22 protein-coding genes are annotated in these 21,318 nt (G+C 72.7%); 12 read left to right on the forward strand and 10 right to left on the reverse strand.

Annotated elements, in window-relative coordinates; all coding sequences use genetic code 11:
* Positions 1-239: 239 nt before the first annotated feature.
* On the forward strand, positions 240-2,168 hold the full coding sequence (gene mdoH / locus ASG32_RS06590) for a glucans biosynthesis glucosyltransferase MdoH (protein ID WP_056523716.1): 1,929 nt from the start codon (positions 240-242) through the stop codon (positions 2,166-2,168).
* Between the two features lie 225 nt (positions 2,169-2,393).
* Positions 2,394-3,059: a L,D-transpeptidase gene (locus ASG32_RS06595; protein WP_056523719.1), complete on the forward strand. Its 666-nt coding sequence runs from the start codon at positions 2,394-2,396 to the stop codon at positions 3,057-3,059.
* Between the two features lie 220 nt (positions 3,060-3,279).
* On the opposite strand, the gene ASG32_RS06600 is transcribed toward ASG32_RS06595, so the two are convergent.
* Together ASG32_RS06600 and ASG32_RS06605 are read right to left on the reverse strand one after the other, a co-directional pair.
* Positions 3,280-3,600 carry a cupin domain-containing protein gene (locus ASG32_RS06600; RefSeq protein WP_020093808.1) on the reverse strand — a complete coding sequence of 107 codons (321 nt, stop codon included), beginning with the start codon at positions 3,598-3,600 and terminating at the stop codon, positions 3,280-3,282.
* 173 nt (positions 3,601-3,773) lie between these two features.
* A complete protein-coding gene (locus tag ASG32_RS06605; RefSeq protein WP_056523722.1) occupies positions 3,774-4,196 on the reverse strand; it encodes a DUF971 domain-containing protein in 423 nt (140 codons plus the stop codon).
* An 81-nt stretch (positions 4,197-4,277) separates the two neighbouring features.
* Here ASG32_RS06605 and moaA point away from each other — a divergent pair, with 81 nt between their 5' ends.
* A complete protein-coding gene (gene moaA, locus ASG32_RS06610) occupies positions 4,278-5,330 on the forward strand; it encodes a GTP 3',8-cyclase MoaA (RefSeq protein ID WP_056523724.1) in 1,053 nt (350 codons plus the stop codon).
* 106 nt (positions 5,331-5,436) lie between these two features.
* On the opposite strand, the gene radA is transcribed toward moaA, so the two are convergent.
* On the reverse strand, positions 5,437-6,873 hold the full coding sequence (gene radA, locus ASG32_RS06615) for a DNA repair protein RadA (protein ID WP_056523726.1): 1,437 nt from the start codon (positions 6,871-6,873) through the stop codon (positions 5,437-5,439).
* 45 nt (positions 6,874-6,918) lie between these two features.
* Positions 6,919-8,028 (reverse strand): alanine racemase, encoded by a 1,110-nt coding sequence (gene alr, locus ASG32_RS06620; protein WP_157861909.1) that lies wholly within the window; start codon positions 8,026-8,028, stop codon positions 6,919-6,921.
* A 276-nt stretch (positions 8,029-8,304) separates the two neighbouring features.
* Here alr and ASG32_RS06625 point away from each other — a divergent pair, with 276 nt between their 5' ends.
* The 5 genes from ASG32_RS06625 to ASG32_RS06645 all read left to right on the forward strand — a co-directional run bounded on the left by ASG32_RS06625 (position 8,305) and on the right by ASG32_RS06645 (position 13,121).
* Positions 8,305-8,913, forward strand: coding sequence for a CvpA family protein (locus ASG32_RS06625; RefSeq protein WP_056523728.1), 609 nt, complete (start codon positions 8,305-8,307; stop codon positions 8,911-8,913).
* Between the two features lie 131 nt (positions 8,914-9,044).
* Positions 9,045-10,520, forward strand: coding sequence for an amidophosphoribosyltransferase (gene purF, locus ASG32_RS06630; RefSeq protein WP_056523848.1), 1,476 nt, complete (start codon positions 9,045-9,047; stop codon positions 10,518-10,520).
* Positions 10,521-10,584: 64 nt separating this feature from the next.
* Positions 10,585-11,334, forward strand: coding sequence for an SDR family NAD(P)-dependent oxidoreductase (locus tag ASG32_RS06635; RefSeq protein ID WP_056523730.1), 750 nt, complete (start codon positions 10,585-10,587; stop codon positions 11,332-11,334).
* A gap of 196 nt (positions 11,335-11,530) precedes the next feature.
* Positions 11,531-11,941, forward strand: coding sequence for a dihydrofolate reductase (locus ASG32_RS06640; RefSeq protein ID WP_024829075.1), 411 nt, complete (start codon positions 11,531-11,533; stop codon positions 11,939-11,941).
* Positions 11,942-12,002: 61 nt separating this feature from the next.
* Positions 12,003-13,121 carry a carboxylate-amine ligase gene (locus tag ASG32_RS06645; RefSeq protein ID WP_056523733.1) on the forward strand — a complete coding sequence of 373 codons (1,119 nt, stop codon included), beginning with the start codon at positions 12,003-12,005 and terminating at the stop codon, positions 13,119-13,121.
* Positions 13,122-13,244: 123 nt separating this feature from the next.
* Here ASG32_RS06645 and der read toward each other — a convergent pair whose 3' ends face one another.
* The 3 genes from der to ASG32_RS06660 form a co-directional block, all read right to left on the reverse strand.
* Positions 13,245-14,594 (reverse strand): ribosome biogenesis GTPase Der, encoded by a 1,350-nt coding sequence (gene der / locus ASG32_RS06650; protein ID WP_020093798.1) that lies wholly within the window; start codon positions 14,592-14,594, stop codon positions 13,245-13,247.
* Between the two features lie 31 nt (positions 14,595-14,625).
* Entirely contained in the window at positions 14,626-15,336 is a 711-nt protein-coding gene (locus tag ASG32_RS06655; protein WP_020093797.1) for a tetratricopeptide repeat protein, read from the reverse strand.
* 129 nt (positions 15,337-15,465) lie between these two features.
* Positions 15,466-16,077 (reverse strand): NnrU family protein, encoded by a 612-nt coding sequence (locus ASG32_RS06660; RefSeq protein WP_020093796.1) that lies wholly within the window; start codon positions 16,075-16,077, stop codon positions 15,466-15,468.
* 117 nt (positions 16,078-16,194) lie between these two features.
* Between ASG32_RS06660 and ASG32_RS06665 the strand changes: the two genes are divergently transcribed.
* Positions 16,195-17,463 (forward strand): hypothetical protein, encoded by a 1,269-nt coding sequence (locus ASG32_RS06665; RefSeq protein ID WP_199866087.1) that lies wholly within the window; start codon positions 16,195-16,197, stop codon positions 17,461-17,463.
* A gap of 77 nt (positions 17,464-17,540) precedes the next feature.
* Here the strand turns inward: ASG32_RS06665 and ASG32_RS06670 are convergent, their stop codons facing one another.
* Positions 17,541-17,762: a hypothetical protein gene (locus ASG32_RS06670; protein ID WP_020093794.1), complete on the reverse strand. Its 222-nt coding sequence runs from the start codon at positions 17,760-17,762 to the stop codon at positions 17,541-17,543.
* Positions 17,763-17,899: 137 nt separating this feature from the next.
* On the opposite strand from ASG32_RS06670, the gene ASG32_RS06675 reads away from it, so the two are divergent.
* The 3 genes from ASG32_RS06675 (at position 17,900) to ASG32_RS06685 (ending at position 19,348) form a co-directional block, all read left to right on the forward strand.
* Positions 17,900-18,190, forward strand: coding sequence for a hypothetical protein (locus tag ASG32_RS06675; protein WP_020093793.1), 291 nt, complete (start codon positions 17,900-17,902; stop codon positions 18,188-18,190).
* Positions 18,191-18,238: 48 nt separating this feature from the next.
* Positions 18,239-18,499: a hypothetical protein gene (locus ASG32_RS06680; RefSeq protein WP_020093792.1), complete on the forward strand. Its 261-nt coding sequence runs from the start codon at positions 18,239-18,241 to the stop codon at positions 18,497-18,499.
* A 72-nt stretch (positions 18,500-18,571) separates the two neighbouring features.
* Positions 18,572-19,348, forward strand: coding sequence for a transglycosylase SLT domain-containing protein (locus tag ASG32_RS06685; RefSeq protein WP_056523735.1), 777 nt, complete (start codon positions 18,572-18,574; stop codon positions 19,346-19,348).
* Between the two features lie 6 nt (positions 19,349-19,354).
* On the opposite strand, the gene ASG32_RS06690 is transcribed toward ASG32_RS06685, so the two are convergent.
* Both ASG32_RS06690 and ASG32_RS06695 read right to left on the reverse strand, forming a co-directional pair.
* Positions 19,355-20,023 (reverse strand): SOS response-associated peptidase, encoded by a 669-nt coding sequence (locus ASG32_RS06690; protein WP_056523737.1) that lies wholly within the window; start codon positions 20,021-20,023, stop codon positions 19,355-19,357.
* A gap of 114 nt (positions 20,024-20,137) precedes the next feature.
* The gene (locus ASG32_RS06695) at positions 20,138-21,313 is read right to left on the reverse strand and encodes a zinc-dependent alcohol dehydrogenase (protein WP_056523740.1); all 1,176 of its coding nucleotides are present in this window, start codon (positions 21,311-21,313) and stop codon (positions 20,138-20,140) included.
* Between the last annotated feature and the right edge of the window lie 5 nt (positions 21,314-21,318).

Genomic DNA, 21,318 nt, shown 5'->3' on the forward strand with positions numbered 1-21,318 from the left:
CCCACGTTCTGGACCCATTCAGATCCGTCGCGCTAGGTAGAACCGTGCCGGCAGCCGCGGCCAGGACTGTTCGAAGAACGCGGCGCCGGGAGGGGGGATTGATCCGTTCGGCTTCCGGCGGCCTGGGCTGCCGGCTCGGCTCCGTATCCTCACCCCGCACATCGGTATCCACGGTCATCGGTTCCCGGCCCCGCACGGCCAGGCGGCCGGCAGCCTTCCACGGTCGAGTTCCTCGCGCCATGTCGTCACGCGTCACCTCCTCCGCCGAGCGGTCGCACCGGAACGCGGCTCCCGCCATACCCGATCCGTCGGAGAACGCAGCCTGCCGCGAGGTCTGGACCGACGCGCCGCGCGGCGCCCTGCGCGCCCGCCGCCTCGCCCTGGCCATCCCGAGCCTCGCCGCCGCCGGCGGCCTCGTCTGGCTCGCCGCGCTCGCCTACCCGGCGAGTGTCAGCCCGCTGGCCTGGGCGGTCCTGGTGCTGTTCGGCCTCGTGATGGGCTGGCAGGCCTTCGTCGCCTGCCAGTACGTCTACGGGTTCGTCGCGGCCCTCCTGGGCGACCGGGCGAAGTCCGCGCTGGAGCGCCGCTCCGAGCAGGCGGGCGCCGGCCCGGACGGGGCCGGACGCACCGCCGCCGTGGTGGCGATCCACGCCGAGGACGCGGTCGCGGTCTTCGCCCGCCTGCGGGTGATGGCCCGGTCGCTCGCCCGCGCCGAGGCGCGGGGCATCGACATCTTCGTCCTCTCCGACACCCGGGACGGCGCGATCGCCGCCGTGGAGGAGCACGAGTACGCCCGCATCCAGGCCTGGGCGGCCTCCGACCCGGCGCTGCCGCGGATCCGCTACCGGCGCCGGACGGAGAATGTCGGCCGCAAGGCCGGCAATATCGGCGAGTTCTGCCGCACCCACGGCGGCGAGTACGCCTTCATGATCGTGCTGGACGCCGACAGCCTGATGACCGGCGCGGCCATGGGCCGGCTCGTCGGGCTGATGCAGGCGAGCCCGCGCACCGGCCTGATCCAGACCGTCTCGTACGCGGCCGGCCGGGACACGCTCTTCGCCCGCATCCAGCAATTCGCCGTTCGGCTCTATGCGCCGCTGGCCCTGCGCTGCCTAGAGACCTGGCAGGGGCCGGAGGGCAGCTACTGGGGCCACAACGCGATCCTGCGGGTCGAGGCCTTCGCGGAGAACGCGCAGCTCCCGAAGCTCCCGGGCCGGGAGCCGCTCGGCGGCGAGATCCTGTGCCACGACATCGTCGAGGGCGCGCTGATGGTGCGCGCCGGCTGGGAGGTGCGGCTGCTGCCCGAGATGGGCGGCACCTGGGAGGAGATGCCCACCAACCTCGTCGACCTGCTCGGCCGGGAGCGCCGCTGGTGCCAGGGCAACCTCCAGCACCTGCGGGTGCTGCCCTGGGCGGGCCTTCACGGCGCGAGCCGCTGGCACCTCCTCGTCGGCATCCTCTCCTACGGGGTGCTGCCGCTCTGGATCGCCTTCCTGGGCCTCGCCGCGTGGCAGGCCGCCCGGACCGGCGATCTCGGCCTCCTGGCCTACGGGCTGACCGGGCAGGGCGCCGCCGCCCACGCGCTCGCCGCCCTCAGCGTCGCCGTGCTGGCCCTGCCGAAGCTCCTGAGCCTCGGCCACGTCCTCGCCTCCGCGGAGCGCCGGGCGGCCTTCGGCGGCGCGCGGGCGCTGCTCGCGAGCGCCGCCCTGGAGCAGGCGGTGTGGGTGATCCTGTGGCCGGTCCTGACCCTGTTCACCGCCGGCGCCGTGGTCTCGACCTTCTTCGGCCGGGTGGTCCGCTGGGAGACGCAGGACCGGGACGACCGGCAGGTCTCCTGGGCGGAGGCGTTCCGGCTCCAGGCCGACGCCGTGGTGGTCGGCGCGCTGATGGTGCTCGCCCTGGTCCTCGCCGGGAACCCGTGGCTCGCCCTCTGGCTGGCGCCGATCGCCCTGGCGCTGCTCACGAGCCCGGCCCAGAGCGTCTGGACCAGCCGGGCCGATCTCGGCCGCGCCGCCCGGGCGCGGGGCCTGTTCCTGAACGCCGACGACACCGCGCAGGCGCCGGAACTCGCCGAACTCGCCCAGCTGCGCGGTCTGCCCGCCGCCCCGGCCCCGCTCCGCCCGGCCGCGCGCGAGCCGGCGATCTGGCTCGCCGCCGACGAGGCCTGACGGGGGGCGCGAACGCGCGGATCCGCGCCCGTCATCCAGGCTCTTACGGCCAAGCTGCCACAGTGTTGCCATCGAGTCACGGGCGGGCGGAACCGCCCCGGCCGGGCGGTTTCAGGCTTGGATTTGAGGCGCGAGCGTTTACCCCTTGGCGAGGATCGGCACGGCATCGTGCCGCGGTCTTCGCCGCGTTCCCGCCATAGTCCGCGCCTGCCCCGAGAGGCTTTGATGCGTCGTTTTCTCCCCGCCCTGATCGGGCTTCTCGGCGCGGCCGCCTGCGCCGCGCCGGCACTGGCCTACGAGATCGACCCGCTGACCCGCCAGCCGCTGAACGACGCGCTCACCGTGCGCGTCCGCCCGCAGGCCGTCGAGACCGTCGCGGTGCCGGTGGCCAACGCCTCCCTGAACCCCGCCGACCCGCTGAACGCCGACGCGGCGGTCCCGCAGATGTCGGCGATCCCGCGCGAGACGGTGGCCTATAACGGCCCCTACGGCGCCGGCACGATCGTCGTCTCCACCGCCGAGCGGCGGCTCTACTACGTTCTGGGTGGCGGCCAGGCCCTGCGCTACGGCGTCGGCGTCGGCCGGCCGGGCTTCACCTGGGGCGGCGTGCAGACCATCACGATGAAGCGCGAGTGGCCGGATTGGCGCCCGCCGGCGACCATGCTGAAGCGCCGGCCCGACCTGCCGCGCTACATGAAGGGCGGCCTCGAGAACCCGCTCGGCGCCCGCGCCATGTATCTCGGCGGCTCGATCTACCGCATTCACGGCTCCAACGAGCCGGAGACGATCGGCACGGCCGTCTCGTCGGGCTGCATCCGCATGACCAACGACGACGTGACGGACCTCTACACCCGCGCCAAGGTCGGCACGAAGGTCATCGTCCAGCGCTGATTCCTTTTCGGAGCTTCGACGAGGGGGCCGGCCGCGAGGTCGGCCCTTTTTGCGTTTCGTAGGGTTTCCGGTTGATGGCTTCGGCACGGCCGTCTTTGCGAGCGGAGCGAAGCAATCCAGCGGCGCCACGCCTGCAGAGGTCGCGCTGCCCTGGGGCACTTCGCTTCGCTCGTGATGACGGGATAGGCACATCAACCGAAGCGTTCAAACGGAAACCGGATCAGGGCAGCGTGACCAGCGCGTCCGGACGCTTCACCTCGATCTCGACGAACGCGATCGGGTGGTCGGACCCGTTCATCACGTCGTGTCGGATGCCCGCCGGGCGCATGTAGGATTGCCCGGCCGCGAGCGCCGTCTCGCTGACCGCCGCGCCGTCGTGGACGCGCAGGATCCCGTCCACCAGCATCACCACGAAGTAGGGCCAGCCGTGCTCGTGCCAGCCGGTCACGCCGCCGGGCGGGAAATCCCAGCGCGTGATGCGCACGGCGGCGTCGTCCTGCTGGATCGTGGGCGTCGCGGGGATGGTGCAGGCGAAGGCCATGGCGGCTCCGAAGGTGCGGGCTGACGGGTGCGCGGCTCGACGCCGCCGTCATCGCGAGCGCAGCGAAGCGACCCAGGGATGCGCGACGCCGAAAATCGTGGCGCCACTCTGGATTGCTTCGCTCCGCTCGCAAAGACGAGGCTCGGGGCCGGCGTAAGCGGGAGCGGCTGCCCTCAGTGGCAGCCGCACGAGCCCGACCCGCAGCCCCCGCCCTGCTTCACCGGGGCGGTGCGCGCGGTCTCGCGGTCCAGTCCGCGCTCGGCGAGCTCGCCGAGATAGGTGTTCCAGCGCGTCTCGTACTCGCGGCCCAGCGTGTGGAGGTAGCCCCACCCGTAGATGCCGGTGTCGTGCATGTCGTCGAAGCCGAGCTTCACCGCGTAGTTGCCGACCGGCTCCACCGCCAGGATGGCCACGGCGCGCTTGCCGCCGATCACCTTCCGCTCCAGCGGCGAGTGCCCCTGCACCTCGGCCGAGGGGCTCGACACCCGCAGGTACTCGGCCGGCAGGGCGTAGCGCGCCCCGTCCTCGAAGGCGACGTTGAGCACCCGCCGGTCGGCCGACAGGCGGATCTCGGTCGGCCACAGATCCTCGCTCACGGGTCACACTCCTCACGCAATCCGGGACTGCGGCGCGGGATCGGCTTGCCCGCGACCGCCGGTGGCATCATATGCCGGACGATGCTCGATGACAGCTCCTTGACGCCGCAGACGTCCGCTCTCGGCGCGCCCGCCGGGCCCGCGCCGCTGATCGACCCGTTCCAGCGGGCGATCTCGTACCTGCGCATCTCGGTGACGGATCGCTGCGACCTGCGCTGCGCCTACTGCATGTCCGAGCACATGGAGTTCCTGCCGAAGCGCGACCTGCTGACCCTGGAGGAGCTGGACCGGCTCTGCGGCGTGTTCATCGCCCGGGGCGTGCGCAAGCTCCGGATCACCGGCGGCGAGCCGCTCGTGCGCCGCGACATCATGCACCTGTTCCGCCGGCTCTCGCGCCACCTCGATTCGGGGGCGCTGGAGGAACTGACGCTCACCACCAACGGCACGCAGCTCACGCGCTACGCCGACGAGCTGGCGAGCCTGGGCGTGCGCCGGATCAACGTCTCGCTCGACACCCTCGACCCGGACAAGTTCCGGGAGATCACCCGCCGCGGCGACCTGAAGGTGGTGCTCGACGGCATCGCGGCGGCCCGCGCCGCCGGGATGAAGGTGAAAATCAACGCCGTGGCGCTGCGCGACGTCAACGCCGACGAGATCCCCGGCATGATCGCCTGGGCGCACGGCCTCGGCATGGACATGACGCTGATCGAGGTGATGCCGCTCGGCGAGATCGAGGCGGACCGGACCGACCAGTTCCTGCCCCTGTCGGTCGCCCGGCAGCGCCTGGAGACCCGCTACACCCTCACGCCGCTGCCCGACCGCACCGGCGGCCCGGCGCGCTACGTGCGGGTCGAGGAGACCGGCGGGAAGCTCGGCTTCATCACGCCGCTGACCCACAATTTCTGCGAGAGCTGCAACCGGGTCCGCCTGACCTGCACGGGTCAGCTCTACATGTGCCTGGGCCAGGAGGATTCGGCCGACCTGCGCGCGGTCCTGCGCGCCTCCCAGGACGACGCGGTGCTGGCCGCAGCGGTGGTCGAGGCGATCACCCGCAAGCCCAAGGGCCACGACTTCGTCATCGAGCGTCAGCGGCCTGCGGCCGTGCCGCGGCACATGAGCGTGACGGGGGGCTGACCGTCTCCGTCTTTGCGAGCGCAGCGAAGCAACCCAGGGCAGCGGGCCCTTCCCGGACGTAGCGCATCTCTGGATTGCTTCGCTGCGCTCGCAAGGACGGACGCGCTCACATCTCCTCGTCGGCGTAGCGGGCCTGCTGCCGCCCGCGCTGGCCGGATCCCCGCCGCGGCGCGCCCGCGCTGATCCCCGCCACCAGGTCGGCGATGTGGCGCAGTGTCTCCACGGAGAGCGCCTTCTCGCCCTCGCCGCGGCCCTGCGGGATCAGCGCCTTGGCAAAGCCGAGCTTCTGCGCCTCCTTCAGCCGGGAGCCGGCCTGCGCCACGGGCCGGATCGCCCCCGACAGGCCGATCTCGCCGAAATAGACCGTCTCGGGCGGCAGCACGGCCCCCGACAGCGACGAGACCAGCGCTGCCGCCACCGCCAGATCCGCTGCCGGCTCGGCGATGCGCAAGCCTCCGGCAACGTTCAAATAAACGTCGTGGCTGCCGAGCCGGATGCCGCCGTGGGCCTCCAGCACGGCGAGCACCATCGACAGCCGGTTCGGGTCCCAGCCGACCACGGCGCGCCGCGGCATGCCGAGCGAGGAGGGCGCCACCAGCGCCTGGATCTCCACCAGCAGCGGCCGCGTGCCTTCCATGCCGGCGAAGACCGCGGTGCCCGCCGCCTGATGGTCGCGGCCCGCCAGGAACAGGGCGGAGGGGTTCGGCACCTCGCTGAGGCCCGCGTCGGTCATCTCGAACACGCCGATCTCGTCGGTGGGGCCGAAGCGGTTCTTCACGGCGCGCAGGATGCGGAAATGGTGGCCCTGGTCGCCCTCGAAGGAGGCGACCGCGTCGACCATGTGCTCCACCACGCGGGGACCGGCGATCTGCCCGTCCTTGGTGACGTGGCCGACCAGGATCACCGCCGTGCCGGTGGTCTTGGCGAAGCGGATCAGCGCCTGCGCGGAGGAGCGCACCTGCGTGACCGTGCCGGGGGCCGATTCCACCGTCTCGGTCCACATGGTCTGGATCGAGTCGATGATCGCGAGCGCGGGCGGGCGCCCCTGGCTCAGGGTCTCGACGATGTCCTCGACGTTGGTCTCGGCGGCGAGCTGGACCGGGCGCGCGCTCAGGCCCAGCCGCTCAGCCCGCAGGCGCACCTGCCCGACCGCCTCCTCGCCCGAGATGTAGGCGACCCGCTCGCCCGTGCCCGCCATGGCGGCCGAGGCCTGCATCAGCAGGGTCGACTTGCCGATGCCGGGATCGCCGCCGAGCAGGATCACCGAGCCGCGCACGAAGCCGCCCCCGGTCACCCGGTCGAGCTCGTCGATCCCCGAGGGGATGCGCGGCGCCTCCTTGGCCTCGCCGGTCAGGCCCTCGAGGGGGAAGACCCGGCCGCGGTTGCGCGACGACCGGGTCGCGGCAGGACCCGACTGACCTGGCGCCGAGGGCGCCTCCTCGACGATCGTGTTCCAGCCGTTGCAGGCCTCGCAGCGGCCGCGCCAGCGATTGTAGACCGCCCCGCAGGACTGGCAGACGAAGGTCTGGTGGATCTTGGCCATACGGGTCCGGGCGCCGGCGATCCGGCGTGTCAGGGTGGAGTCGCGTCAGCCTACATAAGTTCGAACATACCGAGAACCCAGCCCGGTCAGGATCTCGTACCCGATCGTGCCGGCGGCGCGGCCGACCGCGTCGATGTCGAGGCTGTCGCCGATCAGCACCGCTTCCGCGCCGCGCCGGGCCGCGGGTGCCGCCGTGACGTCGAGGATGATCAGGTCCATGGAGACGAGGCCCAGGATCGGGCACGGGACGCCGCCGACCAGCGCGTGGCCGCGGCCACTGATCGCCCGGGGGAAGCCGTCGGCGTAGCCGAGCGAGAGCGTCGCCAGCCGGCTCGGCGCGGCGGCGGTCCAGCGGCCGTTATAGCCCGCGGTGGCACCGGCCGCGACGCCGCGCACCTGCGCGATCGCCGCCTCCAGCCGCACCACTGGGCGCATCGGGTTCGCGGCGCCCGGCGTCGGGTTGCCGCCGAACAGGGCGTAGCCCGGCCGCAGCAGGTCGTGCCGGGCCCCGTCGAGGAAGACCCCGGACGAGTTCGCCAGCGAGGCCCGGAGCCCGGGATAGGCCGCCCGGACCCGCGCGAAATCGGCGATCTGCCGGGCGTTGACCGGGTCCTCCGGCTTCTCGGCGCTGACGAAGTGGCTGAGGAGCAGGTCGATCCCGGCGGCAGCGATCCGCGCGTCCCCGGCGAGGTCCAGCGCCTCGGGCACCGACAGGCCGAGCCGGTTCATGCCGGTATCGACGTGGAGCGCCGCGGGCGGCCGGCTCCCCGGGAACGCCGCCCAGTCCGACAGCTCCTCGACGCTGCCGAGCACCGGGCGCAGCCCGTGGGCCGCGAAGGCCGCCGCGGCGCCCGGGGGCAGACCGTTCAGCACGTAGATCGCGGCGTCCGGCAGGGCGGCCCGGGCGGCGACGCCCTCGGACAGGTGCGCGACGAAGAAGGTCCGGCATCCGGCGGCCCACAGGGCCGGCCCGACGCGGCCGACGCCGCAGCCGTAGGCGTCGGCCTTCACCACGGCGGCGCAGTCGGCGCCCGCGCCGCGGGCCGCCAGGATCCGCCAGTTGGCCGCGATCGCCCCGAGGTCGATCGTCAGCCGGGCGCCGTGGGCGCCGATCTCCGTCACAGGTCCGGCCTCGGACACGCGGAACGCCTCCATCCATTCGCCACCGAGAGTCCGGACGCGCGGACCGGACCCCGGGCGCGACCCATAGCACCGGGACGGTGCCCGGGTGGAGCCGGGCATTCCGCGCGGCGGCGCGCGCCACGGTGATCGGCGCGTCCGATGCACGGTCTGATGCACGGACGGCACAGGCGCGCGATCAGGCGGGCGCGCCAGGGTGACGGCCGAGGTCGGGCTTGGTATAAATCCGCCGCGGTCCGGGGGAGCCGCACGGCCGACGCGCTATCCCCGCGGGTACCAAAAAGCTCAACGATGCCGTTTACCGTCCTGGATCTCGCCGTGCTCGGCATCGTCGCGGTCTCCGCGCTGCTCGCGGCCGTGCGTGGTGTGACCCGCGAGGTCCTGGCGATCGTCGCCTGGGTGGCGGCCGCCGCGGTCGCGTGGACGCTCCACCCCATGCTGCTGCCCACCGTGAAGCAGCACGTGAACAGCGACACCGTGGCGCTCGTCGCCTCGATCGCGGCGATCTTCCTCGGCACCCTGATCGTCGTGTCGATCATCACGGTGAAGATCTCCGACGTCGTGCTCGACTCGCGGATCGGCGCGGTCGACCGCTCCCTCGGCTTCCTGTTCGGCGCGGCCCGCGGCTTCCTGATCTGCGTGATCGGCTGGGTGTTCCTGTCGTGGCTGGTGCAGGGCAAGGTGCCGGACTGGGCCGCCCAGGCCCGCACGCGCCCGATGCTGGAGAAGTCCGGCGACGCCCTGGTGGCGCAGCTGCCCGAGAATCCGGAAGGCTTCCTCAAGCAGTTCAAGAAGCCGAAGACCGGCGCGCCGCCGAGCGATTCCGCCGACGCCCCGGCCGAGACCGACGCGGCGCCGCAGCGCCGGACCGAGACCGCGCCGACCCCGACGCGACGCTGATCTGCGGTATTCGCCGTAGGTCTCGTCGCGCGGAACGCCTAGATAGCGGTTCCGGTGGTGTACGGATTGCTTCCGCGACGACCGGCGCGCCGGCCCGTCGCCGCCGGGATCTGTGAGTGATCGACAGCCCCATGTCACACGCCGCTGCCGCCACCGACACCTTCGATCTCGATCTCGACGGCGACACGCTCCGCGAGGAGTGCGGCGTCTTCGGCATCTTCGGCCATCCGGACGCTTCGGCGATCGTCGCGCTGGGCCTGCACGCCCTGCAGCACCGGGGCCAGGAGGCGGCCGGCATCGTCTCCTTCGACGGGTCGGTGTTCCACTCCGAGCGCCGCCCCGGCCTCGTCGGCGATTCCTTCTCGGACGGGGACACGATCGCCCGCCTCAAGGGCCGCGCCGCCATCGGGCACGTGCGCTACTCGACCACTGGCGGCACGATCCTGCGCAACGTCCAGCCGCTCTTCGCCGAGCTCGCCAGCGGCGGCCTCGCGGTCGCCCACAACGGCAACCTCACCAACGCCCTGTCGATCCGCCGCGACCTCGTGCGCGACGGCGCGATCACGCAGTCGACCTCCGACACCGAGGTGATCCTGCACCTCGCGGCCCGCTCGCGGAAGCCGCGGATCATCGAGCGCTTCATCGACGCCCTGCAGGCGATCCAGGGCGCCTACGCGATCGTGGCGCTCACCAACAAGAAGCTGATCGGCGCCCGCGACCCGCTGGGCATCCGCCCGCTGGTGCTGGGCGAGCTCGACGGCCGCTACATGCTGGCCTCCGAGACCTGCGCGCTCGACATCATCGGCGCCCGCTTCGTGCGCGACATCGAGAACGGCGAGATCGTGGTGATCTCCGAGGAGGGGATCGAGTCGATCCGCTTCGCCGACGCCGTGCCGATGCGGCCCTGCATCTTCGAGTACATCTACTTCGCCCGGCCGGACTCGGTGGTGAACGGCAAGAGCGTCTACGCGGTGCGCAAGGCGATCGGCCGGGAGCTGGCCCGCGAGGCCGCGGCGCCCGCCGACATCGTCGTGCCGGTGCCGGATTCCGGCGTCCCGGCGGCGCTCGGCTTCTCGCAGGAGACCGGGATCCCCTTCGAGATGGGGATCATCCGCAACCACTATGTCGGCCGGACCTTCATCCAGCCGACCCAGTCGGTGCGCGAGCTCGGCGTGCGGATGAAGCACTCGGCCAACCGCGCGGCGATCGAGGGCAAGAGTATCGTCCTCGTGGACGACAGCCTCGTGCGCGGCACGACCTCGGTGAAGATCGTCCGGATGATGCGCGAGGCCGGCGCCGCGGAGGTGCATTTCCGGATCGCCTCGCCGCCGATCACCTACCCGGACTTCTACGGGATCGACACGCCCGAGCGGGAGAAGCTGCTCGCCGCGACCCACGATCTCGAGGCCATGCGCAAGTATATCGGCGCCGATTCGCTGGCCTTCCTGTCGATCCCCGGCCTCTACCGGGCGATGGGCGAGGAGGCGCGCAACGCGGCCTGCCCGCAATACACCGACCACTGCTTCACGGGCGACTACCCGACGGGCCTGACCGACCTGTCCATCGCCGGCCCGAAGCGCTTCGCCATGCTGGCCGAGGCCGACTGACAGGATCCGGCCGTTTCGCGCGATCGGGCATCCCCTGCGCGCGGAAATGCGCTAGGTCCTCGCCATGGCTGAGTCTCAGAGAATCCTGGAAGGCCGCGTCGCGGTCGTCACCGGCGCGTCCCGCGGCATCGGGCGCGCCGCGGCCCTGGCGCTGGCCGGGGCCGGCGCGCACGTCATCGCGGTGGCCCGCACCGTGGGCGCCCTGGAGGAACTCGACGACGCGATCCGCGCCGCCGGCTCCAGCGCCACCCTGGTGCCGTTCGACCTCGCCGACTACGACGCGATCGACCGCCTGGGCGCGGCGATCAACGAGCGCTGGAAGCGCCTCGACATCCTGGTCGCCAATGCCGGCATCCTCGGCGCGCTCATGCCGATCGGCCACATCACCCCGAAGATCTGGGGGCAGGTGATGGACGTGAACGTCACCGCCAACTGGCGCCTGATCCGCTCCCTCGACCCGCTGCTGCGCATGTCGGACGCCGGCCGGGCGATCTTCGTCTCGTCGGGGGCCGCCGCGAAGTGCCGGCCCTACTGGGGACCCTACTCGGTCTCGAAGGCGGCGCTGGAGGCCCTGGTGCGGACCTACGCGGCCGAGAACGAGAGCGCGGCGATCCGGGCCATGCTGCTCAATCCGGGCCCCCTGCGGACCGGCATGCGCCGCTCGGCCATGCCCGGCGAGGATCCCGAGACCCTCCGGACACCGGAGGAGCTCGCGCCTCATTTCGTGCGGCTCGCGTCCCCGGACTGGACCGAGACCGGCAAGCTCTACGATTTCCCCACCGACCGGGTGCTGAGTTTCCGCGCACCCGAGTGAGCCCCTGCGCTGCTATTCGAACGCACATCCCACCGCCTGCCTCATCCTGAGGTGCCGGAGCGAAGCGGAGGCCTCGAGAGAACGGCCCGGAGGTCGCGCGATCCCTGGAGCCCTCCTTCGCGGTCCGCTCGCGCGGGCATCTCGGGATGAGCGGTTGTATGGGACGGGCCTGATCTTCCTCTCTGAGTTCATCACGATGATCGACGTCCGCTGCATCTGCGCGATCGGCCTGCGGGGCCAGCTCGGCCTCAACGGCCACCTGCCCTGGGAGGGCAACACCGACCCGCTCTTCGTGGAGGACGTCACGCGCTTCTTCGCCCTCACCATGGGCCACGTGCTGATCGCCGGGCCGAAGACGGTGGCCTCGGTACCCGAATTCGCCTTCAAGGACCGCACCATCGACGTGATCCGCAGCCACGAGGATCCGGAGGCGGTGCTCAAGCGCTATCCCGGGCGGCGGATCTTCGTCGGCGGCGGGATCGCGGTGTGGAACGTCTACGCGCGGTACATCCAGCACTGGGACATCACGCGCCTGCCCTACGACGGCGAGGCCGACCGCTGGTTCGACCCCGCCTGGCTGGTCGGCGGGCCGCTGCGGACGCCCTGAGCGGCACCTTCGTCCCCGCCGGCGCGTTGGCGCGCACGCGTCGCGTTTTCCGGAGACCACGATGAGCGCCCCGAGCTACCGCTTCGGCATCGAGGAGGAGTACTTCCTGGCCGATGCCGAGACCCGGGGGACGCCGCGGGGCGACCTCGCCGCCTTCCACGCGCGGGTCAAGGCGGAGCTCCCCGAGACGGGCCGCGAGCTGGTCGCCGCGCAGGTCGAGGTCTGCACGCCGCCGCTCACCGACGCGGCGGCCGCCCGCGAGAACCTCGGCGGCCAGCGGGCGCAGCTCGCCGGGATCGCGGCCGAGAACGGCCTCCGGCTGCTGGCCTGCGGCACGCACCCCCTCGCGCGCTGGTCGCGCCAGACCGCCACCGACGGCGCGCGCTACAAGGGCATCCTGTCGGATGTCGGCATCGCGGCGCGGCGGGCCCTGATCTGCGGCATGCACGTCCACGTCGAGGTTCCGGACCCCGACGCCCGGGTCGACCTGATGAACCGGCTGCTGCCGTTCCAGCCGCTGCTGCTCGCGCTGTCGGCCTCCTCGCCGTTCTGGCAGGGCGAGGCGACGGGCCTGCGGGCCTACCGGCTCAGCGTCTTCGGGGAATTGCCGCGCACCGGCCTGCCGGAACTGTTCGCCGACGCCGCCGCCCACGCGCGGTTCGTCGCCATCATGACCCGGTCGGGCGCCATCGCGGACGCGAGCTTCCTGTGGTGGTCGCTGCGCCCCTCCATCAAGTTCCCGACCTTGGAGCTGCGCATCGCCGACGCCTGCACGCGCCTCGACGATTCGCTCTGCATCGCCGCCCTGTTCCGCTGCCTCGTGCGCCTGTGCGCGCGCCGGCCGGACCTCCATGCCGGGCTCGACGGCGTCTCGCGGGCGCTGGCCTCGGAGAACCTCTGGCGCGCCCAGCACAGCGGCGTCGCCGCGTCCCTGATCGACGAGGCGCGCGGCGAGGCCGTGCCGTTCGCCGAGGCGCTGGAAGGGGTGCTCACGCTGGTGGCCGAGGACGCGGACGCCCTCGGCTGCGCGGCGGACGTGGCCCGCGCGCGGGCGATCGTCGCCGAGGGGACCAGCGCGGACGGGCAGATCGCGGCCTACGAGGCCGCGCTCGCCGCGGATCAGGACGAGCGCGCCGCGCTGGCGGCCGCGGTGGACTGGATCGCCGACGCGGCGCGCTGAGCACTGCCGCATCCGCGCCGTCATCACGAGCGGAGCGACGTGACCCGGGGTGCCGCGACCTCGACCAGCGCGGCGCGACACTGGGTTGCTTCGCTCCGCTCGCAAGGACGACCGGAGGTCGGATCAGCCCTTGTCGAACGGGTTCTGCGAGGTGCGCAGGGACAGGCGGATCGGCGTGCCCGGCAGGTCGAACGCCTCGCGCAGGCCGTTCACGAGGTAGCGCGTGTAGGATTTCGGCAGGGCGTTGAGCTGGTTGCCGAACAGCGCGAAGTGTGGTGGCCGGCTCTTCACCTGGGTGGCGTAGCGGATCTTGATCCGCCGGCCCGACACCGCCGGCGGCGGGTTGCGGGAGGTGGCCTCGTTCAGCCAGTCGTTGATGCGCGAGGTCGAGACGCGCCGGTCCCAGACCTCGGCGGCCTGCACCACCGCCTGCATCAGCTTGTCGACGCCGTCGCCCGCGAGACCCGAGAGTGGCACGACCCCGACGCCGCGCACCTGCGGCAGCAGCCGGGTGCAATCCTCGCGGAGCTGCTTGAGCAGGCCCGGCTGGTCGGCGACCAGATCCCACTTGTTGAGGCCGATCACCAGGGCGCGGCCCTCGCTCTCGACGAGGTCGACGATGGTGAGGTCCTGCTTCTCGAACGGGATCGTCGCGTCGAGGAGCACCACCACCACCTCGGCGAAGCGCACGGCGCGCAGGCCGTCCGAGACCGCGAGCTTCTCCAGTTTGTCGTCGATCCGGGCGCGGCGGCGCATCCCGGCGGTGTCGTGCAGCTTGATCCGCCGCCCGCGCCACTCCCAGTCCAGGGAGATCGAGTCGCGGGTGATGCCGGCCTCGGGGCCGACGAGCAGCCGGTCCTCACCGAGCATGTTGTTGATCAGGGTCGACTTGCCGGCATTCGGGCGGCCCACGATCGCGACCTTCAGGGCGCGGCCGCCGGGGGCGTCGTCGTCGGCCTCCTCGTCCTCGTCGCGCTGGGGCAGGGCGCCCTTGAGCGCCTCGTGCAGCTCGCCCAGGCCCTCGCCGTGCTCGGCGGAGAACGGGATCGGGTCGCCGAGCCCGAGGGTGAAGGCCTCGTAGGCGCCGGCGAGGCCGGCGCCGCCCTCGGCCTTGTTGGCGATCAGGATCACCGGGCAGCCGGCGCGGCGCACCAGCTCGGCGAAGGGCTGGTCGGCCGGAAGCACGCCGGCGCGGGCGTCGATCACGAACAGGACCACGTCGGCGGCGAGGATCGCCGCCTCGGTCTGCATCCGCATCCGGCCCGTGAGTGTCTTCTCGTCGGCCTCTTCCAGGCCGGCGGTGTCGATCACCCGGAACTGGAGGCCGCCGAACGCGACGTCGCCCTCGCGCCGGTCGCGGGTCACGCCCGGGCGGTCGTCGACCAGCGCGAGCTTCTTGCCCACGAGGCGGTTGAACAGGGTCGACTTGCCGACGTTCGGCCTCCCGACGATCGCGACGGTCGGCATATCCATGGTGGTTCTCGAGACAGTCCGGACGATGAAATCAGCGCGTGATCGGCGGGGGCGGCGCGGCGGGCTCGGGCTTGGCCGCGGTCACCGTCACGGGACCGCCCGCCACGATCGCCGCGTAGACCTCGATCCGCTCGCGCAGGTTCCGTGGCGTGTCGGGATCGGCCACGATCTGGTCGAACCAGCGGCTGGCGTCCTCGTAATCGCCCTTCTTCAGGGCGGCGAGGCCCAGCATCTCGCGGGCGGTGTGGCGGAACGGGGTCCCGGCCGCGAGGCCCTGGAGGTTGGCGAGCGCCGGATCCGGGTTCGCCCCGTCGAGGCGCAGCAGCGCGGCGCGCAGGCGCGCGAGGTCGCGCAGGCCGTCGCCGAGGCCGGTATCGTCGGCCAGCTTGTCGAACTCCGCGGCCCCGGCCGCCGGGTCGCGCTTGCCGGTCTCGGCCGCAGCCCGGAACCGGGCGAGCAGGCGGTAGCCCGCCGGGCCCTGCGCCTCGAGGGCGTCGAAGGCCTTGTCGGCCTCCGCGACCTTGCCGTCCTTGGCGAGGCGGTTGGCGTCGTCGAACTGCACCGAGGCGACCTCGGCCGCCGCGCGCTGCTGGGCCTGCCAGTAGCGCCAGCCCGCGACGCCCGCCACCAGCAGCACGGCGAGCGCGATGATCACGCCGCTGTAGCGCTTCCAGATCTGGAGGATCCGGTCGCGGCGGTAATCCTCGTCGACCTCGCGGAGGAACTCGTTGTTCTCGGCCATTCTATCCCGGCCCACATGATCTCAGCGGGCCACCTCGTCGCGTTCGGGCCCCGCGCCTAACACACGGGCGCCGGGTTGGCGACAGGCCATGTCTCGGGGCCGTCTCGGGTGTCGTCTCGGGGGGCCAGCTCAGGCCGGGGTACCCGGCCAGACCGGCACGCCGATCACCGGGTAGTGCAGGTAGCGGGCGAAGACGAACCATGCGGCCGTGCCGATCACCAGGGCCAGGACGTCGTTGCGCCAGCCCAGCGGGGCCGCCGCCGGACCGCCGTGCTGGGCCGCGACCGCCCCCGGGGCGAGGCCCCGGCGCTTGGCGCTGATCCGGGCGGTCACCGCCCAGGCGAGGAAGCCGCCGAACAGCAGCATCGAGCCGAGATCGCCGTTGGCGAGGAGGTGCGCCGTCGCCCAGATCTTCACGGCGAGCAGCATCGGGTGCTTGGCCTTGGCGCGGATATGGCCCGGCAGGTAGGCGGCCGCGAGGCACACGAAGGCGGCCCAGACCAGCGTCAGGGCGAGGTGGCGCGTCCAGACGGGCGGGTCCCAGACCGGGATGTAGCCGGCGAGCCGGTAATCGTGGAAGCCGATCCCGATCAGCACGAGCCCGAGCAGCGACAGGGCGGTGTAGCCGAGCTTGTAGCGGCCCTCGCCGATCCGGCCGACGATCGCGGCGCGGCGGGTGCGGGCCATCGAGAAGGCGTGCGTGCCGAGGAACAGCACCAGCCCGAGGATCAGGAGAACCATGGATGACTTTCGGTCGGGCCGCGCGCGTCCGGTCGGCGGCAAGCACTCTGTAATGGTTCTCAAGCGAATCTCCGCCTGTTTGTCCAGGCGCGGCCGGGACGCAGCCGGGTGGCGATCATGGGTTGGGCGAACGGGATCGCCGGACGGGCGTGCGCCGCGCGCCCAACCGGCTCCGGGACGGCGGCGCGCCGGATCCTGCCGACGCTTTCCCTGGCGCTATCCGTGGCACTCCCCCTGGTGCTTCTGCCGCTCCTCCCGCGCGTTGCCGCGGCCGCGCCCGAGCCGCCGCTGTCGGCGCTGACGCTGGTCGGGCCGCCCGCGCTCGTCTTCAAGGCGGGGCGCGACGCCTGCGACGGCGCCGACGTGCCCGACGCGCCGGCGCGCGCCTTCCGGGACGCGTCGGGCGCGGTGGCGCTCTACGGGATGCATTACCGCAACCGGGCGCTGCGCGGTCCCGACCTCGAGCATCTCAAGATCGACTGCGCGGTGGTGCTCGATTCGGGCGAGAAGCCCGACCCGGCCGCCTACGACGACCGCTCCTGGATCACCGCCACCTGGACCGAGGACGGGAGCCGCGTGGCCGCGCTCCTCCACCACGAGTACCAGGCCAACGAGCATCCCGGCCGCTGCCCGGCCGCCAGCTACATGGCCTGCTGGTACAACACGATCACGGCCGCCGCCTCGACGGATGGCGGCCGCAGCTTCAAGCGCCAGAGCCCGCCCGCGGTGGTCGCCGGAGCGCCGTTCCGGCAGGAGATCGACCAGGGCCGCCACCGCGGCTTCTTCAACCCGTCGAACATCGTCGCGGACGGGACGTGGCGGTACTTCCTCGCCTCGACCACCGGCTGGACCCGACCGGGCAGCGATCAGGAGGCCGGGGTCTGCCTGTTCCGCAGCGACGACCCGGCCGATCCGGCCCGCTGGCGGGCCTGGACCGGCACCGGCTTCACCGCCGCCTTCCCGGACCCCTACCGCGCCGCCCGCCCGAACACGGCCACCTGCCGGCCGGTCGGGCCGTTCCCGGGCCCGGTCGGCGCCGTCGTTCGGCACCGCGGCACGGGCGCCTGGATCGCCGTGTTCATGGCCAAGGCGGGGGAGGGCTTTCCCCGGTCGGGCTTCTACTGGACCACCTCCCGCGACCTGATCACCTGGGACAGCCCGCGCCTGCTGCTCGAGGGCGCGACCCTCTACGACGACCCGTGCGCGGCGACGGCGCCGCTCCTCGCCTACCCGTCGCTGCTCGACCCGGACGCGCGCGGCCGCAATTTCGACGACGTCGGCGACCGGGCGCTGCTGACCTACGCGAGCCTGCGCACGGAGGGCTGCACGATCACCTCCGACCGCGACCTGCTGCGCCGCCCGGTGGCGATCCGCGTCTGGCCCTGATCCCGCTCGACCGGCGCGGCCCCACCGCGCGACACCGTCCCGAGCCTCGGGCGCATCCCGTCCGACCGGACGCGGCTCTACGGAGCGGGCCGGCCGAGCGCCACCGTGTAGGACGGGCCGGCCGCGACGGAGCGCCCCGGAAGGCCGATCCGCTGGCAGAGCACGGTGCCGAGGGTGACGCTCAGCATCAGCACGGTCGCGGAGAGCAGGAGCGTGGTCGCCCGGGCATAGGCGCGACCGGCATGGATCAGCAGGCAGCCGAACGCGAAGATCGCGACGGCCTGGAACAGGTGCTGCACGGGCGACGTCCTCTCTGGCGGCGGACGCGTGGTCCGGGCCGGCCGGGATCGAGCGCCATCGTCTCCGAGCGGCGTGAAAACGCGGTTAACGTCGGGTATAGCTGGCTCCGCAATCGCCTGCTCGGAGAGGAATCCGCATGTCGCGTTCGAGGGTTCCGGAGGCGCAGAGCCGCCCCGACGGGACGGGGGTGATCCCGTCCCACGACACGGCGATCTTGGGATCGGGCGCCGTCGGCGCGGGGGCGATCGGGGCGTCGGCCCTGGGCGCGCTGGCCCTCGGGGCCGCGGCCCTCGGCGTCGTGGCGGTCGGCGCCTTCGCGATCGGCCGCCTCTCGGTGGGCCGCGCCCGGATCGGCACCCTGGAGGTCGGTTCGCTGGAGATCGACACGCTCACGGTGCGGTCGGTGCGGATGCCGGACCGCGACTGAGCCGCGGCGCCGGGGACCGGCGCCGGGAGGAATGCGAGGAGGGGAGCGATGACCGATCGGAAACCGCCCTTCCGGCCCGCGGACGCGGTCGACGCCCTCGGCGAGGTCGAGGGCGATTTCGTCCTGCCGCTCTGCCTGCCCGGATCCAACCTGCTGATCGGCGAGGACCTCGCCATGCTGGTCCTCGACACGATCCACGGGCAGCGGGTCGGCCTGCCGCTGAGCCAGCAGGGCGCGGCCGACCTCCACGCGGTCCTGGGCGAGGCCCTGCGGCTGCTGCAGGCGCGGGACCGCGGCCCTATCCAGTAGGGCGCGCGCCGGCGAAAGGCTTCGTTGAGGCGGCCGGGATAGACAGGTCCCGGTTCCTCACCGTGGCGGCCGATGCGCGCTCCGTTGCTTCTCCTGCTGCTGGCCTGCGCCGCCCCCGCGCAGGCCCGGCCCGCCACCTTCCTGACGGTGCACGCCGTCGGCATGGCCTCGCTGCCGCCGGTCCCGCCCGCGCCTGCGGCCGTGCCCGCACCCGCGCCCGCACCGGTCGCCGCCGACGCCCGCGCCCGCTACCTTCCGCTCATCGCCCGCGAGGCCGCCGGCACCGGCCTGCCCCTCGCGGTGGCCGACGCCGTCGCGCGGATCGAGAGCGGCTACGATCCCACCGTGGTCGGCAGCGTCGGCGAGGTCGGTCTGATGCAGGTCCGCCCGACCACCGCGGCGATGCTCGGCTTCCGCGGCACCGTCTCCGAGCTGGCGTCGCCGGAGATCAACGTCCGCTACGGCGTCCGCTACCTCGCCGAGGCGTGGCGCCGGGCCGACGGGGACCTCTGCCGCGCCCTGATGAAGTACCGGGCCGGCCACGGTTCGGAGGCGATGTCACCGCTGTCGCAGCTCTACTGCGCCCGCGCCCAGGCGATCCTCGGCAACCCGGAGGCGCGCGTCGTCCGGGTGAGCGCCCGCGCCGCCGCGCCGGACCGCCTCGCCGCGCGGCCGGCGGGCCCCGTCCACCGGACCCGCGTCGCCGCCGTCCCGGCGAAGCCGATGTCGTTCTGGGAGGCGCACCGGGCGCGCATCGCCCGGCTCAACGCCGCCGTGGTGTCGCGCTGGCGGGCCCGCGGCTGGTCGGCCGCGCCCGACGGGTCCTCCGGCGAGCCGGCCGGCGGCTAGCGCCCCTCACGCCTCGGCTTCGGCCTCCGGCCCGTCCGAGCGCGCGCCGCGGGCGACCTCGCGCATCGCCGTGTCCGGAAGCGGCCGCTGGAGCCGGAGCGCCTCCGCGGTCGGCGCCTCCAGCCACGTCGCCCATTCCTCCGGCTTCGTGAGCAGGACCGGCATGGCCTTGGGATGGACCGGCCCGACGACGCCGTTCGCCTCGGTGGTCAGGAAGGCGAAGAGCCGGTGCTCCTCGGCGACCCGGTCGGGGTTCTCGCGCTTCGTGCCGCGCACGCCGGTCCAGGGCCGCCAGATCCCCGCGAAGGCGAAGAGCGGCCGGTCCTCGTCGAGGGCGAACCAGACGGGCGTCTTGCGCGGCTTGGTGTCGGCGTACTCGCTGAAGGCGGTGACCGGCACGAGGCAGCGGTGGGCGACGCCGAGCCAGGGCCGCCAGTGCGGGCTCGCGGCGTTGCGCACGTTGGTGATCGGGTGCTCGCCGAACGCCTTCGGGCCGGGCATGCCCCAGCGCATCATCGCGAGGTCGCGGCCGGTCGCGCCGTTCAGGACCACAGGCGCCAGCTGGTCGGGAAAGATAGCCGGCAACAGCGGGAGGTTTCCGGTGCGATCCTCCGCGATCTCGAAGGCCCGGCGCAGGTCCGCGGGGCCGGTCCGCAGGCTGTAGAGATTGCACATGGACACCCCGCGTGCTCGGTGAGCGCGTTGCCGGCTCTACACGCTTTCGGGACGCCGCGCCCAGCCCGGCGGAGAGGGGCGTCCCGGCCGATCGCCGACCGGGACGCCGCCGCCTCAGTTCAGGTGGAACACCACCTTCACGCAGCCGTCCTTCTTGTCGCGGAAGGTCTTGTAGAGGTCCGGGCCCTCCGCGAGGTCCTGCGAGCGGTGGGTGATCAGGGAGGTCATGTCGATCTTGCCCTCTTGGATCAGCTTGGTCAGCGGCTCGAGGTAGCGCTTCACGTGGGTCTGGCCGCTCTTGAGGGTCAGGCCCTTCTGGACGATCGAGCCCATGTTGACCGGAATCGGGCCGCCGTAGACGCCCGGCACCGAGACGATCCCGCAGGGGCGGACCGCCTTGATGGCCTCGGCCAGCGCGTAGGGGCGCTCGGTGGCGGTGAGCTTCTCCTGCACCGTCGACAGCATGCCGGTGAGGCCGCCGTGGCCGGCGCTCGCCTCCATGCCGACGCAGTCGATCACGCCGTCGGCGCCCTGGCCCTTGGTGATCTCCTTGATCCGCTCGAACACGTCCTCGTTCATGAAGTCGATGACGTCGGTGGCGCCGGCCTTCTTGGCCAGGGCGATCCGCTCGGGCACGGTCTCGATGGCGATGATCCGCTCGGCCCCCATGATCTTCGCGGACTGGATCGCGAAGATGCCGACCGGGCCGGTGCCCCAGACCGCGATCGTCTCGCCGCCCCGGATCTCGCAGTGCTCGGCACCCTGCCAGCCGGTGGGCAGGATGTCGGTGAGGAACAGGACGGATTCGTCGTCCATGCCGTCCGGCACCTTCATGGGCGCGACGTCCGCCATGGGCACGCGCACGTACTCGGCCTGGCCGCCCGCGTAGCCGCCGGTGAGGTGCGAGTAGCCGAACAGGCCGGCCGTCGTGTAGCCGAACTGCGCGGCGGCCATCTCGGCGTTGCGGTTCGACCGCTCGCAGACCGAGAAGTTGCCGAGCTTGCACTGCCGGCATGCACCGCAATTGATGTTGAAGGGCACCACGATCCGGTCGCCCTTCTTGAACTTGGTGAAGCCCTGTCCGACCTCGACGACCTCGCCCATGAATTCGTGGCCGAGGACGTCGCCGCTCTTCATGGTCGGCATCAGGCCGTCCATCAGGTGCAGGTCCGAGCCGCAGATCGCGCAGCTCGTCACCTTGATGATGACGTCGCGGGAATCCTCGATGACCGGATCCGGGACCGTGTCGCAGCGGATGTCGTTGCGGCCGTGCCAGCACAATGCCTTCATGGCGT

The sequence above is a fragment of the Methylobacterium sp. Leaf361 genome (assembly GCF_001424445.1).
GTDB lineage: Bacteria > Pseudomonadota > Alphaproteobacteria > Rhizobiales > Beijerinckiaceae > Methylobacterium.